Raw genomic sequence first — 14,244 nt, 5'->3', positions numbered from 1 at the left:
GTCATCTTTGACCCGCGTCTCGAAGCATGGCCGCAAGCTCCTGCGCAAAACAACTCATGGTTCGAGACGCGCGAAGACGCGCTCCTCACCATGAGGGTCTCAGACGTAACGCGCTTTTCTCCGGCCCCATGACCAAAGGCCGAGATTCCACGCCATGCAGATCAGCAGCGCTGTGCTCAAGGCAATTGCCGAACCGTAACGCAACGCCAGCAGATGCATGGCAGCGACAGCAATGCCAAAGCCCATCAGACCCCAGCCGCCATTGGCGATCACGGCGGCAGTGGGCGGGCCGCCGATGCGCGGGTGCAGGATCAGCATCAGGCTGGTGAAGACAATCGGATAGAGCGCGAGAATGCCGCTGCCGGTCGGGCCGATGGTGGCGGAGAGGGTGACGACGGCGCCGACCAGCGTGGCGACAAGGGCGGCGCGCAGTGGGATGTCATACCAGCGGCGGGTGATCAGCGGCATCCCGGCATGGCGAAACCGCGCCATCAGCGGCAGACAGATCGCGAAGGTGGCGACATTGACCGCGATCCCACCGAAAAGCGTCCAGTCGATCATCCTTATCAGCATGGCCAGTGCGAACCAGACGATGACCGCGCAACCGAGGCTGATGACGACATTGTTGCGCTGGGCGAGGAAAATATAGGTGAGACCGAGAAACATGGTCGCCGCGTTGATCGGCAGGCTCGCCAGCGCGCCCTGCGCGATGAAGGCGGCGTCGTGATCCATGGCGAGAAAGACATAGGACGGGCCGGCCGAGATCGGCAGCGTTGCCACCAACGCGCCGATCGCAGGACCTGAGCGTTCGGTAATAATGGAGGCAGAGATCACGAAGGCGGCGGTGATCGCCATGCGCAAGATCAGAACGGCTATGAAGGCGACGTCGGCGGACATTTGTTGTTCTTCTTGTCATGCCCGGCAGCCGGGCATCCACATCATGTCGTGTAACCAGACGTGGATGGCCGGGCAAGCCTTGCGCTCGTGCCGGCGGAGCCGGACCACGGGGCCGGCCATGACGGAACAGGGTTGTCAGACCCGATTGAGCGTCACTGAAACCTTCGGGCCATTCTTGATGGTCTGATAGACGACGCAATAGCGCTCGGTGAGCTTGAGCAGGAGATCGAGCTTGTCCTGTGGTGCTTCGGTCTCGACATCGAAACGCAGGCGGATTTCGGCGAAGCCGACCGGGGCTTCCTTGTCGACGCCGAGCGTGCCGCGAAAATCGAGATCGCCTTCGGCGATAACGTTGCCGGACTTCAGCGGGATCTCGACGGCGGTGGCGACGGATTTCAGGGTGACACCGGCGCAGGCGACCAGCGCTTCCAGCAGCATGTCGCCGGAACAGAGTTCAAGGCCGGAGCCGCCCGTTGCCGGATGCAGGCCGGCGGCCGCGATCTGCCGACCGGTCTCGACCTTGCAGGCGATGCCGTCATTGTCGATCGAGCCCTTGGCCTTCAGCGTGATGAAAGCCGCTTTGGGATCGGTCTTGTAGCGTTCCTTGATCGGTGCCTGGGTGGCGCGAAGCGTGGCGGCGTCCATGATGGCTCTCCCTGAGTTTTGTTAGTTGCAGCTTGTAGTCGCGTGTCGGCGCGATGTCACCACCAGGCGCCGACAGCCTCGGCAGGTGCGTGATCCGGCACGTCGCGATCGAGCGAACGATCGAGCGCGGTGAGCACGCGTTTCTTCACCGCATCGAACAGCGGAGATGCGCGGTCACGCGGGCGGGCGAGGCTGACATCGATCTCGGCGAACAGACGGCCCGGTCGCGGTCGCATCACCAGCACGCGATCGGCCAGCACGACGGCTTCGTCCACGTCATGGGTGACGAGGATCAGCGTCGGCCGCGTGTCAGCCCACAGGTCCAGCAGGTGGTCCTGAAGGTCGCGGCGCGTGAAGGCGTCGAGGGCAGAAAACGGCTCGTCGAGTAGCAGCACTTCGGGCTGCGGCACCAGCGAGCGGGCGATAGCGACGCGTTGCGCTTGCCCGCCGGAGAGTTCGCGTGGCCAGGCCTTGGCCTTATCGGGCAAGCCGACACGTGACAACGCCTGTTCAACCCGTTCCCGCCGTGTGGTGGCGGGAAGATCGGCGAGGCCGAAGCCGATATTGTCAGCGACATTGAGCCAGGGCAGCAGCCGCGGTTCCTGGAAGATGATGCCGATCTTCTCATGCGGCGCGGTGATGTCGATATCGTCGATGCGGATCGTGCCGGACGAGGCCCGATCGAGGCCGGCAATGGCGCGCAGCAGCGTGGACTTGCCGCAGCCGGAGCCACCGATGATGGCGATGATCTCGCCCTGCTGGATGCGGGCGCTGAAGCGCTCCAGGGCATGGACGCCATTGGGATAGGTCTTGTCGACCTTGTCGAGGGTGAGCATCAGGTGTCTCCGCCCGGCCGGAACGCATCCTGCCAGCGCAGCAGCGGCGCGGTGAGGCGTTCGATCAGCCAGTCGGTGGTCTTGCCGAGCAGGGCGAAGATGGTGATGGCGGCGAGGATCTGTGCGGGCTTGCCGAGCTGCTGGCCGTCGATCAAGAGATAGCCAAGTCCTTCGGAAGCGCCCATGAATTCCGCGGCGACCACAAACATCCAGCCGAGACCAAGGCCGACGCGCAGCGCCACCACATAGGCCGGCAGCACGGCAGGCAGCAAGATACGGCGGATCATGGCCGGGCCAGACAGGCGGAAGGTGCGGCCAACCTCGACGATCTTGCGATCGACCGAGAGAATGGCGCCCATCACGCCGAGATAGACAGGGAAGAACACGCCGACTGCGATCAGCGCGACTTTGGATGTCTCGAAGATGCCGAGCCACAGGATGAACAGTGGCACCCAGGCGATCGAAGGAATGGCGCGCAGGGCCTGCACGGTGGGATCGAGCAGCCGGCGTGCGATGCCCCAATAGCCTGAAATGGCGCCGAGCAGTGTGCCCGCGACAACGCCGAAGCCGAAACCGGCTGCAACGCGAATGAGTGTGGTAGTGATGTGTTTCCAGAGTTCGCCGCTTTGCGCGAGTTCGGCGATGGTGGCGATGACACGCGACGGCGGTGGCACCAGCCGGCCGTTCGACCAGCCAGCCCGGACCGCGGCCTCCCATGCGAGCGCGAGGGTGAAGGGCAATACAATGCCGAGCGCCGGCCGCGCGAAGCGCTGCCAGCGTCCGGTCGTCGCCTGCAGTGCCGGGGCTTCTGCCACCGGCGCTGGCGTATCGAGGGCGATGCTCATCAGCTCTTCGGCAGCGGGATCTGGTCGTCGATCAGGGCGTTCACCGTTGCCTTCACGTCGACTTTCGCGTCGATCACGCCCGCCTGCTGCAGAGCGAGGCCCGCCGCGAGGATCGATTCGCGCTGCGGTGCGCCGATGCGGCTATGGGTGAGCTCGGTGCGCTCCTTGAGCTGCTTGTCGACCACGGCCTCGGGCAGCTTGGTGACGCCGATAAAGGCCTTCTTCAGCTCCGGATAATTCTCCAGCGAATACTTTCGCGCGTCTTCATAGACCGCGAGCACGCGGCGGGCGGCATCCGGATAGTCTTTCAAAAACTGTTCGCGAACATTCAGGATACCCCAGGTATTGGCCTCGGGTTTGCGGAAGAACAGCTTTGCGCCGTCCTCGACTTCGGCCTGCGCCATCATCGGATCGAGCCCGGCCCAGGCATCGACATCGCCGCGGATCAACGCAGCCTTGCCATCGGCGTGCTGCAGCAGCACCGGGGTGATGTCCTTGTCGGTGAGTTTGGCATCGAGCAGTGCGCGGACCAGGAAGATGTGCGGGTCGGTGCCACGGGTCACTGCGACGCGCTTGCCCTTGAGATCGGCGACGGAGGCGATCTTGGAGTCCTTTGTCGTCACCAGCGCGGTCCACTCCGGCCGCGAATAGACATAGACAGACTTGATCGGGTTGCCGTTGATTTTGGCGACCAGTGCGGCGGATCCGGCGGTCGAGCCAAAATCGATCGAGCCGGCATTGAGGAATTCGAGCGCCTTGTTGGAGCCGGCCGACTGCACCCAGGTGATCTTGATGCCGTCCTTGGCGAATTCCTTTTCTAGGAGGCCGTTCTGCTTGAGGATGATCGAGACCGGATTATAGGTCGCCCAGTCGAGCCGGATCTCCTTGAGCGGGTCGGCGGCGAAGGCGGTGGCAGGCAGCAACGCTGCGCCGGCAATCAGACCGGCGGCCGCGCGCCGTGATAGGCTGAACATTCGAATCTCCCCATGAAATGACATGCGTTCTTGCGCGCCGACAAGCTTCGTCCAACGCGCCGGAAGCGGCTGGACACCATCGCGTTGCGACGCAAAAACTCTGTTTAATTTCAATTGCTTATGCGGTTTCGTCAACGAGAAGATATCGCGCGCCAAGGCGCTCGCTTTGAGGATGTCGTTTCTTCGATTGCGCAAACGGCAGCATGAACTAACTGTTGGGTCACAATCACCGTGACAGCGCTTGCGCCGTCCGATATCCGGGATGCCTATGGACAGTGCTGTGCTGAAGATCGGGACGGCTCCCGACATCGAATTCGATACCGCGCGGATTGCCGCCGAGATCGATGCGCTTGCTGCGGAGCACCGCGGCAAGAGTGATCTGTTTCGCGCTGCGCTCGCCAGGCTGCTCAAGGCCGAACTGATGACCGCGCGTGAAGCGGCCGAGGCGGCGTTGCTGAAGGACCGTCACGGCAGGCGCTGCGCTGAGCGGCTCTGCGACGTGCAGGACGATATCATCCGCCTGTTGTTCAACGCAGCGACCAAGCATCTCTATTACTCTCCGTTGCCATCGAGCGGAGAGCGCATGTCGGTGGTTTCCACCGGTGGCTACGGCCGCGGCTTGATGGCACCGGAGTCCGATATCGATCTCCTGTTCATCCTTCCCTACAAGCAGACCGCCTGGGGCGAGCAGGTCGCCGAGGTCATTCTCTATTGTCTGTGGGACATGGGGCTCAAGGTCGGCCACGCCACCCGCTCGGTGGATGAATCGATCCGCCAGGCGCGCGGCGACATGACCATCCGTACGGCGATCCTGGAGACGCGCTTCCTCGCCGGAGACAAAGAGCTCTACGAAGAACTGGTCAAGCGTTTCGATGAAGAGGTGGTGCAGGGCACCGCGGCCGAATTCGTTGCAGCGAAGCTCGCCGAGCGCGAGGAACGGCATCGCCGCGGCGGCCAGTCGCGCTATCTGGTCGAGCCGAACGTCAAGGACGGCAAGGGCGGCCTACGCGACCTGCATACGGTGTTCTGGATCGCGAAATATGTCTACCGCGTGCGCGACAGCAAGGAGCTGGTGGCGCGCGGCGTGTTCGATGCGCAGGAATATCGCACCTTCAGGCGATGCGAGGATTTCCTGTGGTCGGTCCGCTGCAACATCCACTTCCTGACCAAGCGGCCGGAAGAGCGGCTGTCGTTCGATTTGCAGCGCGAGATCGCTGTGCGCCTCGGCTATACCTCGCATCCCGGCATGCAGGACGTCGAGCGCTTCATGAAGCACTACTTCCTGATTGCGAAGGAGGTCGGTGACCTCACCGCGATCCTGTGCGCCAAGCTGGAAGACCAGCAGGCCAAGCCGGCGCCGGCGCTGACGCGGATGATGGCCAAGCTGCGGCCCGACAACAAACGCCGTCGTGTTCCCGGCAGCGACGTCTTCATCGTCGACAACAACCGCATCAATCTGGCCGCACCCGATGTCTTCAAGGAAGATCCGGTCAATCTGATGCGGTTCTTTCGTCTGGCGCAGAAGAACAATCTGGCGTTCCATCCCGATGCGATGCGCACCGCGACACGCTCGTTGCGGTTGATCACTCGCGAGATGCGGGAAGACCCCGAGGCTAACAAGATCTTCATGGAGATCCTGACCTCGGACAATGCCGAGACGGTGCTGCGGCGGATGAACGAGACCGGCGTGCTCGGCCACTTCATCCGTGCGTTCGGCCGCATTGTCTCGATGATGCAGTTCAACATGTATCATCACTATACGGTCGATGAGCATCTGATCCGCTGCATCGGCATCCTTCAGGAGATCGAGCGTGGCGGTAACGAGGAGTTTGTGCTCGCCAGCGATCTGATGCGCAAAATCCGGCCCGAACATCGCGCGGTGATCTACATCACCGTGCTGCTGCATGACATCGCCAAGGGGCGGCCGGAGGATCACTCCATTGCGGGCGCCAAAGTGGCGCGGCGGCTGTGTCCTCGGCTCGGTTTCAACGCTGCCGATACGGATCTGGTGGCGTGGCTGATCGAGGAACATCTCACAATGTCCACGGTGGCGCAGTCGCGCGACCTATCGGACGCCAAGACCATCGAGAATTTCGCCGCCGTGGTGCAATCTGTCGAGCAGATGAAGCTGCTGACGATCCTGACCACCGCCGATATTCGCGGCGTCGGGCCGGGTGTATGGAACGGCTGGAAGGCGCAGCTCTTGCGCACGTTGTATTACGAGACCGAACCGGTGCTCACCGGCGGCTTCTCCGAAGTGAATCGCGCCCAGCGTATTGCCGCAGCGCAGGCCGAATTCCGTCGTGCCTTCACCGAATGGCCGGAGCAGCAGCTCAATGCCTATATCGCGCGGCACTATCCGGCTTACTGGCTTAAGGTCGATCTGGAGCGCAAGATACGTCACGCGCGTTTTCTGCAGGCGAGCGAACAGGCCGGCCACAAGCTGGCGATCAATGTCGGCTTCGACGAGGCGCGCGGGGTCACCGAACTTACGATCCTTGCCGTCGACCACCCCTGGCTGCTGTCGATCATCGCCGGCGCCTGTGCTGCAGCCGGAGCGAATATCGTCGATGCGCAAATCTATACGACCACCGACGGGCGTGCGCTCGACACGATTGCGATCTCGCGCGAGTATGACCGGGACGACGACGAAGGCCGCCGCGCGACACGGATTGGCGACATGATCGAGGATGTGCTCGAGGGCAAGTTACGTTTGCCGGAGACGGTAGCGAAACGCGCGTCGTCGAGCTCCTCCAATAAGGCGAAGCTGAAGGCTTTTACTGTCGAGCCGGAAGTGATCGTCAACAATCAGTGGTCGGATCGCTATACGGTGATCGAGGTCTCCGGCCTCGACCGTCCGGGCCTGCTGTATCAGCTCACCACGGCGATCTCGAAACTGAATCTCAACATCGCCTCAGCGCATGTGGCCACCTTCGGCGAGCGCGCGCGTGACGTGTTCTATGTCACCGACCTGCTCGGTGCGCAGATCACGGCACCGACGCGCCAGGCTGCCATCAAGCGGGCGCTGATCCATCTGCTGGCGAATAACGAGGTCGCGGAGAAACCGGCGGCGTAACTCCACCCTCATCCTGAGGAGCCGCGTAGCGGCATCTCGAAGGATGGCGCCAAGCGCCGGAGCTTCGCGATTTCATGGTTCGAGATGGCGCTGTCAGCGGCGCAATTGCGCCGCTAGGCCTCCTCACCTCAGCCTGAACGCAACTGCGTTCAGGCGGGAGGGACTGAGTGTTAGGCGACCTCCACGCCCTCATGCCGCAGCAGCCAACGCTTGCGTTCGATCCCGCCGCCATAGCCGGTCAATGCGCCATTGGCGCCGATCAGGCGATGACAGGGGACAACCACGCTGAGGGGATTCGACCCATTGGCATGACCAACGGCGCGCATCGCTGTGGGTGAGCCCAGCTGTGCGGCGAGGGCGCCATAGCTGAGCGTCGTGCCGGCGGGGATCTTGCGCAGTGCAGTCCACACATTGCTCTGAAATGGCGTACCCGGGATGTGGCAAGGGATCGCGTCGAGCTGATTGAGCTCGCCGCCGAAATAGCGTGTTAACGCCCGACGAATCGATTTGGGAGCTGGTGCATCGACGAGAAGTGCTGCATCGAGATAGCGGCGCAGCGAGGTGTTTAGGCGTTCTTCGTAATCTGTCCAGTCAAGTGCGCACAGCGTGCCATCGGCACTCGTCACCAGCAATGCCGTGCCAATCGGCGTGTCCAGTCGGTCGAGATGAAGTGGTGTCGCGGGCTTTGCCATGGGGGGCGCTCATCACATGAAAACGCCGACCGTAGTGTGCCACGGTCGGCGCTGCATTCCGATTTCCGAGAAAATCTCAGACCCTCATCCTGAGGAGATGCGGAGCCGCGCCTCGAAGGATGGCGGCGAGACGAGAGCCAGGCCATCTCATGGTTCGAGACGGCGCTTCCGCCTTCGCTCTTCGAGCTACGGCGGACAAGTCGCGCCTCTTCACCATGAGGGGCTGAGAATCTTACTCGCTCTTCGGCTCGTGCGACATGCGTTCGAGGCGGTCCTGCATGTCCTTCATCTGGCGGCGCAGGTCTTCGATATTGTCGCTTCCACTCGAAGTCGGCTCAGGGGCCTTGTCCGGCTCTGCGGCGCCGGGACGCGGCGGCACGAACGGTTTGAACATTGAGAAAGTCTGCTGGAACAGCTCCATGTTGCGGCGAACCGTTTCTTCCAGCGGCGCGAAAGGTGTCATGCCGAAGGTGCTCGTCATCTGCTTGCGGAATTTCTCCTGCTCGCGCGTGAGCGAATCAATCGACTGTTCGAGATATTTCGGTACCACCATCTGCATGCTGTCACCGTAGAAGCGGATCAGTTGGCGCAGGAACGTGGTCGGCAGCAGGTTCTGGCCGGCCTTGTTCTCCTGTTCAAAGATGATCTGTGCGAGCACCTGCCGGGTGATGTCGTCACCGGTCTTGGCGTCGTAGACGAGGAAATCCTCGCCATCCTTCACCATCGCGGCGAGGTCTTCCAGCGTCACATATGTACTCGTTCCGGTATTATAGAGCCGGCGGTTCGCATATTTCTTGATGGTGGTCGGTTGATCTGTTTTCGCCATGGCTCACTTACCTACCGGTGACGGGAAACCTTTCGGCAATGCGCCAAAAAGGCCAATCGATGGGGTGGTCGAACAACGCAATGCAATAAAGTAAGCACTTTCAAAGTGGCTCGGCTACCGTTTTGTGCGTCACGGTTAAAATGACGGCATGATTGTGCTATGCAATGCGACATTGGTGCCAATTTTGGTGCGCTGCGGTCGGAAATGGCCGCAGGTCCAATTGACACATCGATGCGAGGTTTAAGAGGATACGTGCCAGGCGGCGTCAGCCGTTTCGGCGCGATGAAAGTCGAACAAGCCCACTTCAAAACAAAAACAGGAGATGTCCATGTCAGACGATGTCGTCATCGTCAGCGCCGCCCGCACACCGGTCGGAAGCTTCAACGGTGCTTTCGCAACCACGCCGGCGCATGATCTCGGCGCTGTCGCCATCAAGGCCGCGCTCGAGCGCGCCAAGCTCGATCCTGCCCGCGTCTCCGAAGTGATCATGGGCCAGATTCTCACTGCGGCGCAGGGCCAGAACCCGGCGCGACAAGCAGCGATCGCGGCCGGTCTTCCGGTCGAGACCTCGGCCTGGGGCGTCAACATGCTGTGCGGCTCGGGCCTGCGTACCGTCGCGCTCGGCTATCAGGCGCTGATGAATGGCGATAGCGACATCGTCGTCGCCGGTGGCCAGGAGTCCATGAGCATGGCCCCGCATGCGCAGTATCTGCGCGGTGGCGTGAAGATGGGCTCGACGGAACTGGTCGACACCATGATCAAGGACGGTCTGTGGGATGCCTTCAACGGCTATCACATGGGTAACACCGCCGAGAACGTGGCGAAGCAGTTCCAGATCACCCGCCAGCAGCAGGACGAGTTCGCCGTTGCGTCGCAACAGAAGGCGGAAGCCGCCCAGAAAGCTGGCAAGTTCAAGGATGAGATCGTTCCGGTGACGATCAAGGGGCGGAAGGGCGACACCGTCGTCGACACCGACGAGTATCCGCGTCACGGCGCTTCATTGGAAGCCATGGCCAAGCTGAAGCCTGCTTTCGACAAGGAAGGCACCGTTACCGCCGGTTCGGCCTCGGGTATCAACGACGGCGCCGCCGCCGTGGTGCTGATGACCGCCAAGCAGGCGGCCAAGGAAGGTCTCACTCCGCTCGCGCGTATCGTGTCGTGGGGGCAGGCTGGCGTCGATCCCAAGATCATGGGCACCGGCCCGATCCCGGCGTCGCGCGCGGCGCTGAAAAAAGCTGGCTGGTCGATCAACGATCTCGACCTGATCGAAGCCAATGAGGCTTTTGCAGCGCAGGCGTGTGCCGTGAACAAGGATCTCGGCTGGGATACCTCGAAGGTCAACGTCAATGGCGGTGCGATCGCCATCGGCCATCCGGTCGGCGCGTCGGGCGCCCGCGTACTCGTGACGCTGCTGCACGAGATGCAGAAGCGTGATTCGAAGAAGGGCCTTGCCACGCTGTGTATCGGCGGGGGCATGGGCATCGCGATGTGTGTGGCACGCGACTAAAACTGCGGCACGCGCGCTGAAAACATCGGCGCGATTGCACTGCACACGGATTGACGCTGTATCGTCGATCAAATCAAAACGCCCGGCGCGACGCGCCGGGCGTTTTTTCTTGATGTTCATCGTAGCGCCAGCTTAACTCGCTACTATAATTTCAGAATTGATTTTGGGAGGACGACATGGCGCGCGTGGCAGTGGTGACCGGTGGAACACGAGGCATTGGCGCGGCCATCAGCAAGGCGTTGAAGGATGCGGGCTACAAGGTTGCCGCGACCTATGCCGGCAACGACGCCGCGGCCGAGAAATTCAAGACCGAAACCGGCATTCCTGTCTACAAATGGGACGTCTCGTCGTTCGAGGCCTGCTCTGAAGGGATCAAGAAGGTCGAAGCCGACCTTGGCCCGGTAGAAGTGCTGATCAACAATGCGGGCATCACCAAAGACGGCGCCTTTCACAAGATGACGCCCGAATCCTGGCATGCAGTCGTGAACACCAATCTCGGCTCGCTGTTCAACATGACCAAGCCTGTCATCGATGGCATGCGGTCGCGCAAGTTCGGCCGGGTCATCAACATTTCATCGATCAACGGCCAGAAAGGCCAGTTCGGCCAGGTCAACTACTCTGCCGCCAAGGCGGGTGATATCGGCTTCACCAAGGCGCTCGCGCTCGAGAACGCCAAGCTCGGCATCACCGTGAACGTGATCTGCCCCGGCTACATCAACACCGAGATGGTGCAAGCGGTGCCGAAGGACGTGCTAGAGAAGAGCATCCTTCCCTTGATTCCCGTTGGCCGTTTGGGCGAACCCGAGGAAATCGCGCGTGCAGTGCTGTTCCTTGCAGCGGATGATGCCGGCTTCATTACCGGTTCGACGCTCACGGTGAATGGTGGACAGTATCACGCGTAACGAATCCTGTAGGTTGGTCAGAGGCGCCCTTGCGCCGTGCCCGCCATGATGCTCGGGAGGGGGGCACGTTACGCTTTGCCCACCCTACAGATGATCACGCTCATATGACCTCCCGTACCGCCACTTTCATCGGCCTCACCGCCATCCTCATGTGGTCGCTGCTGTCGATGTTGACGGTGGCGAGCGGGCGCATGCCGCCATTCCAATTGACCGCCATGACCTTTGCCATCGGCGCGCTGGCGGCAGGATTGAGCTGGATCTGGCGTCCGGATGCCGTGCGTGCTCTCAGGCAATCGCCGCTGACATGGGCGGTCGGTGTTGGCGGCTTGTTCGGCTATCACGCACTGTATTTCATCGCTCTCCGCTTCGCACCGCCGGCCGAGGCGGGGTTGCTGAACTATTTGTGGCCGCTGCTGATCGTGCTGTTCTCGTCGCTTCTGCCTGGTGAGCGGCTGTACCCGCATCATGTAATCGGCGCACTGCTCGGCTTGGTGGGTACGGTGCTGCTGTTATGGGGCAATGCCGCGCTCGGTCTGCAGTCCGGCCACGCTGGTGGGTTGCTCGCGGCTTTCTGCGCGGCTTTCGTCTGGGCGGCCTATTCGGTGATGTCGCGCCAGCTGAAAGCGGTGCCGACCGATGCCGTGGCCGGTTTCTGTCTGATAACGGCGTGTCTGGCTGCCATCGTGCATCTCGCCATCGAGACAACGGTCTGGCCGGAGACGGCGCTGCAATGGCTTTCAGTCATGGCGCTCGGTGTCGGTCCGGTGGGCGCGGCGTTCTATACGTGGGATATCGGCATGAAGCGCGGCGATATCCGCGTGCTCGGTGCCGCATCCTATGCGACGCCGCTGCTGTCCACAGGCTTTCTCATCTTTGCCGGCTTCGCACAGGCGAGCGCAAATATCGCCATCGCTGCGGCACTGATCGCGGGAGGTGGGTTGATTGCGGCGAAGGATATGTTTTCGAAGAAACAATCGTAGCCCTACGGCTACGGCTTCCAGTCTTTTGGTGCGAGTTCAAACGCCGCGAAATCGAAGCCGGGTGCGACCGTACAGCCTACCAGTGTCCACTCTCCCAACGTGGAAGCGGCCTGCCAGGCGTGCGGCAGTACGAGACCTTGCGGCTGCTGTCCGGCGGCGAGGTCCGGGCCGAGCGTGATCGCTCTCTGTCCGCTGTCGTCAGCGATTTCCAGCAGCAGGGGTGCGCCAGCGTAATAGTGCCAGATCTCCACGGCATCGATACGGTGCCAGTGCGAGCGTTCGCCCGCTGCCAGCAGGAAATAGATCGCCGTCGAGGCGGCGCGGCCGTTTGCATCCGTGTGAGTGTCGCGGAACGTTTCGCGATAGTGCCCGCCTTCGGGATGCGGCTGCAGGCCGAGTGCCGCGATGATCTCGGCCGCTGTTGGCATCCTCACGACTTGTTCTTGCGCTCGCGCAGCTCGCCGAACACATCGTCTTCGCTGAAGCCTTTCAGGCGGACGGCGGCGGCGATGGCCGGATCGTCGGCGCGCAGGAAGACGTTGGTCTTTTTCTCGAGACCGAGCAGCACCGGAATCGTCGGCTTGTTGGCGGCGCGCAGCTGCGTCACTTCTTCTGCGCGCTTCTTCAGGGCTTCGTTGTTCGGATCGATACCGAGACAGAATTTCATGTTCGAGGCGGTGTATTCGTGTCCGCAATAGACGCGGTAATCGTCGGGCAACATGCGCAGCTTCTTCAGCGACTGCCACATCATCGGATAGGTGCCTTCGAACACCCGGCCGCAGCCGCCCGAGAACAGCGTATCGGCCGAGAACAGCGCGAGTTCGCTGTCGAACACGTAGCAAATATGGTCGAGCGTATGTCCGGGTGTCTCCAGCACACGGGCCATCAGCGCGCCGACCTGTACGGTGTCACCCTCTGCGACGCGGACATCCACATGCGGAATGGCGGTGCCCTGATCGTGCGGCGCGGTCACCTTGCAGCCATAGGTCTTCTTCAACTCGCCGATGCCGCCTACATGGTCGGCATGGTGATGGGTGACCAGGATATCGGTCAGCTTCCAGCCTTCGCGTTGCAGCACCTTCATGATCGGTGCGGCTTCCGGGGCGTCGATGGCCGCGGTCTTCAGACTCTGGGGATCGTGGATCAGATAGCCGAAATTGTCCGACAGGCAGGGGAACACACGAATTTCAGCGGCCATGATTTCTCCGTGATTCAGAACGACGCAGCCCTCCTGACATATGGCGTTAACGCTTTCCGGGCAATGCGCGATTGGAGGAGCATGCGCCGCATTCGGCATGGTAGAAGACTGGCATGACCATTGATGTTATCGATCTCCGGGATTTCTATTCCCGCCGCCTCGGCATCGTGGCACGGCGCCTGATCAATCGTGGCATCAAGGCGCATTGGCCCGATGCCGAAGGTCAACGGGTGCTGGGGATCGGCTATCCCACGCCCTATCTCGGCCTGTTTCGCGAAAATGCCGAGCGCTGCATCGCCTTCATGCCGGCTGCGCAGGGCGTGCTGAAATGGCCGACGGCGAAGCCGGCGCTGGCGACGCTGGTCGATGAGATGTCGCTACCGCTGCCGGATGCGGCAGTGGACCGTATCATTCTCGTCCATGCGCTGGAAATGTCGGACGATCCCGAAGGGCTTTTGCGCGAGGTCTGGCGTGTTCTGGCCCCGTCGGGGAAAATGATCGCGGTGATCCCGAATCGCCGCGGCGTGTGGACACGCTCGGATTCGACGCCATTCGGCCATGGCCGCCCGTATTCGCGCTCGCAGATCACCCAGCTTCTGCGCAGCACCTGGTTCACGCCGACGGCGTGGAGCGAAGCGCTGTTCATGCCGCCGGTGGGCATGGGCTGGTTCCTGCGTTCGGCGCTGGTTTGGGAACGCGTCGGCGCGGCATTGTCGATGCCGTTCGCCGGTCTGCACATCGTCGAGGCCAGCAAGCAGGTCTATCGTGCTATTCCCGCGAAACGGGAACGGGCCAAGCTCATTCCGGCGCTGCAACCGGTGCTGGTGCCGAGTTCGGGCATGCGGAGAGACTCCGAGCCGTAGGGC

At 62.0% G+C, this 14,244-nt stretch carries 14 protein-coding genes; 5 read left to right on the top strand and 9 right to left on the bottom strand.

The annotated features are described in order from the left end of the window. Positions 1 to 99 precede the first annotated feature (99 nt). The 5 genes from E0H22_RS22590 to E0H22_RS22570 all read right to left on the bottom strand — a co-directional run bounded on the left by E0H22_RS22590 (position 100) and on the right by E0H22_RS22570 (position 4,197). Complete coding sequence (locus E0H22_RS22590) at positions 100 to 897, bottom strand: hypothetical protein (protein ID WP_233023198.1); 798 nt, start codon at positions 895 to 897, stop codon at positions 100 to 102. 135 nt (positions 898 to 1,032) lie between these two features. Further along, positions 1,033 to 1,542: an OsmC family protein gene (locus E0H22_RS22585; RefSeq protein ID WP_233023197.1), complete on the bottom strand. Its 510-nt coding sequence runs from the start codon at positions 1,540 to 1,542 to the stop codon at positions 1,033 to 1,035. A 56-nt stretch (positions 1,543 to 1,598) separates the two neighbouring features. Then, positions 1,599 to 2,378: an ABC transporter ATP-binding protein gene (locus E0H22_RS22580; RefSeq protein WP_233023196.1), complete on the bottom strand. Its 780-nt coding sequence runs from the start codon at positions 2,376 to 2,378 to the stop codon at positions 1,599 to 1,601. Then, positions 2,378 to 3,223, bottom strand: a complete 846-nt coding sequence (locus E0H22_RS22575; protein WP_233023195.1) for an ABC transporter permease — start codon at positions 3,221 to 3,223, stop codon at positions 2,378 to 2,380. The genes E0H22_RS22580 and E0H22_RS22575 overlap by 1 nt, the downstream gene beginning before the upstream one ends. Continuing rightward, positions 3,223 to 4,197: an aliphatic sulfonate ABC transporter substrate-binding protein gene (locus E0H22_RS22570; protein WP_233023194.1), complete on the bottom strand. Its 975-nt coding sequence runs from the start codon at positions 4,195 to 4,197 to the stop codon at positions 3,223 to 3,225. Before E0H22_RS22570 ends, E0H22_RS22575 begins: the two co-directional genes overlap by 1 nt. Before the next feature lie 268 nt (positions 4,198 to 4,465). Between E0H22_RS22570 and E0H22_RS22565 the strand changes: the two genes are divergently transcribed. Continuing rightward, positions 4,466 to 7,273 (top strand): [protein-PII] uridylyltransferase, encoded by a 2,808-nt coding sequence (locus E0H22_RS22565; RefSeq protein WP_233026496.1) that lies wholly within the window; start codon positions 4,466 to 4,468, stop codon positions 7,271 to 7,273. Between the two features lie 170 nt (positions 7,274 to 7,443). Here E0H22_RS22565 and E0H22_RS22560 read toward each other — a convergent pair whose 3' ends face one another. Both E0H22_RS22560 and phaR read right to left on the bottom strand, forming a co-directional pair. Beyond that, a complete protein-coding gene (locus E0H22_RS22560) occupies positions 7,444 to 7,965 on the bottom strand; it encodes a methylated-DNA--[protein]-cysteine S-methyltransferase (RefSeq protein WP_233023193.1) in 522 nt (173 codons plus the stop codon). A gap of 232 nt (positions 7,966 to 8,197) precedes the next feature. Then, positions 8,198 to 8,791 carry a polyhydroxyalkanoate synthesis repressor PhaR gene (phaR, locus tag E0H22_RS22555; protein WP_233023192.1) on the bottom strand — a complete coding sequence of 198 codons (594 nt, stop codon included), beginning with the start codon at positions 8,789 to 8,791 and terminating at the stop codon, positions 8,198 to 8,200. 328 nt (positions 8,792 to 9,119) lie between these two features. On the opposite strand from phaR, the gene E0H22_RS22550 reads away from it, so the two are divergent. The 3 genes from E0H22_RS22550 (at position 9,120) to yddG (ending at position 12,180) form a co-directional block, all read left to right on the top strand. Beyond that, positions 9,120 to 10,298 carry an acetyl-CoA C-acetyltransferase gene (locus E0H22_RS22550; protein ID WP_233023191.1) on the top strand — a complete coding sequence of 393 codons (1,179 nt, stop codon included), beginning with the start codon at positions 9,120 to 9,122 and terminating at the stop codon, positions 10,296 to 10,298. Between the two features lie 176 nt (positions 10,299 to 10,474). Then, complete coding sequence (gene phbB, locus E0H22_RS22545; protein ID WP_233023190.1) at positions 10,475 to 11,200, top strand: acetoacetyl-CoA reductase; 726 nt, start codon at positions 10,475 to 10,477, stop codon at positions 11,198 to 11,200. A 104-nt stretch (positions 11,201 to 11,304) separates the two neighbouring features. After that, complete coding sequence (yddG, locus tag E0H22_RS22540) at positions 11,305 to 12,180, top strand: aromatic amino acid exporter YddG (protein ID WP_233023189.1); 876 nt, start codon at positions 11,305 to 11,307, stop codon at positions 12,178 to 12,180. Positions 12,181 to 12,188: 8 nt separating this feature from the next. Here the strand turns inward: yddG and E0H22_RS22535 are convergent, their stop codons facing one another. Both E0H22_RS22535 and gloB read right to left on the bottom strand, forming a co-directional pair. Continuing rightward, positions 12,189 to 12,608 (bottom strand): cupin domain-containing protein, encoded by a 420-nt coding sequence (locus E0H22_RS22535; protein ID WP_233026494.1) that lies wholly within the window; start codon positions 12,606 to 12,608, stop codon positions 12,189 to 12,191. A gap of 2 nt (positions 12,609 to 12,610) precedes the next feature. Continuing rightward, positions 12,611 to 13,378, bottom strand: coding sequence for a hydroxyacylglutathione hydrolase (gloB, locus tag E0H22_RS22530; RefSeq protein ID WP_233023188.1), 768 nt, complete (start codon positions 13,376 to 13,378; stop codon positions 12,611 to 12,613). A gap of 113 nt (positions 13,379 to 13,491) precedes the next feature. On the opposite strand from gloB, the gene E0H22_RS22525 reads away from it, so the two are divergent. Further along, positions 13,492 to 14,241: a class I SAM-dependent methyltransferase gene (locus E0H22_RS22525; RefSeq protein ID WP_233023187.1), complete on the top strand. Its 750-nt coding sequence runs from the start codon at positions 13,492 to 13,494 to the stop codon at positions 14,239 to 14,241. The last annotated feature ends 3 nt before the right edge of the window (positions 14,242 to 14,244 follow it).

The sequence above is a fragment of the Rhodopseudomonas boonkerdii genome (assembly GCF_021184025.1).
Classification (GTDB): Bacteria; Pseudomonadota; Alphaproteobacteria; order Rhizobiales; family Xanthobacteraceae; genus Tardiphaga; species Tardiphaga boonkerdii.
The sequence above is the reverse complement of the archived record's forward strand: the minus strand, read 5'-3'. Positions and strand labels throughout refer to the sequence as shown.

Bases quoted from the DNA above. Each gene is read 5' to 3' on its own strand.
- E0H22_RS22590 (WP_233023198.1), bottom strand. From the start codon at position 897: ATGTCCGCCGACGTCGCCTTCATAGCCGTTCTGATCTTGCGCATGGCG.
- E0H22_RS22585 (WP_233023197.1), bottom strand. From the start codon at position 1,542: ATGGACGCCGCCACGCTTCGCGCCACCCAGGCACCGATCAAGGAACGC.
- E0H22_RS22580 (WP_233023196.1), bottom strand. From the start codon at position 2,378: ATGCTCACCCTCGACAAGGTCGACAAGACCTATCCCAATGGCGTCCAT.
- E0H22_RS22575 (WP_233023195.1), bottom strand. From the start codon at position 3,223: ATGAGCATCGCCCTCGATACGCCAGCGCCGGTGGCAGAAGCCCCGGCA.
- E0H22_RS22570 (WP_233023194.1), bottom strand. From the start codon at position 4,197: ATGTTCAGCCTATCACGGCGCGCGGCCGCCGGTCTGATTGCCGGCGCA.
- E0H22_RS22565 (WP_233026496.1), top strand. From the start codon at position 4,466: ATGGACAGTGCTGTGCTGAAGATCGGGACGGCTCCCGACATCGAATTC.
- E0H22_RS22560 (WP_233023193.1), bottom strand. From the start codon at position 7,965: ATGGCAAAGCCCGCGACACCACTTCATCTCGACCGACTGGACACGCCG.
- phaR (WP_233023192.1), bottom strand. From the start codon at position 8,791: ATGGCGAAAACAGATCAACCGACCACCATCAAGAAATATGCGAACCGC.
- E0H22_RS22550 (WP_233023191.1), top strand. From the start codon at position 9,120: ATGTCAGACGATGTCGTCATCGTCAGCGCCGCCCGCACACCGGTCGGA.
- phbB (WP_233023190.1), top strand. From the start codon at position 10,475: ATGGCGCGCGTGGCAGTGGTGACCGGTGGAACACGAGGCATTGGCGCG.
- yddG (WP_233023189.1), top strand. From the start codon at position 11,305: ATGACCTCCCGTACCGCCACTTTCATCGGCCTCACCGCCATCCTCATG.
- E0H22_RS22535 (WP_233026494.1), bottom strand. From the start codon at position 12,608: ATGCCAACAGCGGCCGAGATCATCGCGGCACTCGGCCTGCAGCCGCAT.
- gloB (WP_233023188.1), bottom strand. From the start codon at position 13,378: ATGGCCGCTGAAATTCGTGTGTTCCCCTGCCTGTCGGACAATTTCGGC.
- E0H22_RS22525 (WP_233023187.1), top strand. From the start codon at position 13,492: ATGACCATTGATGTTATCGATCTCCGGGATTTCTATTCCCGCCGCCTC.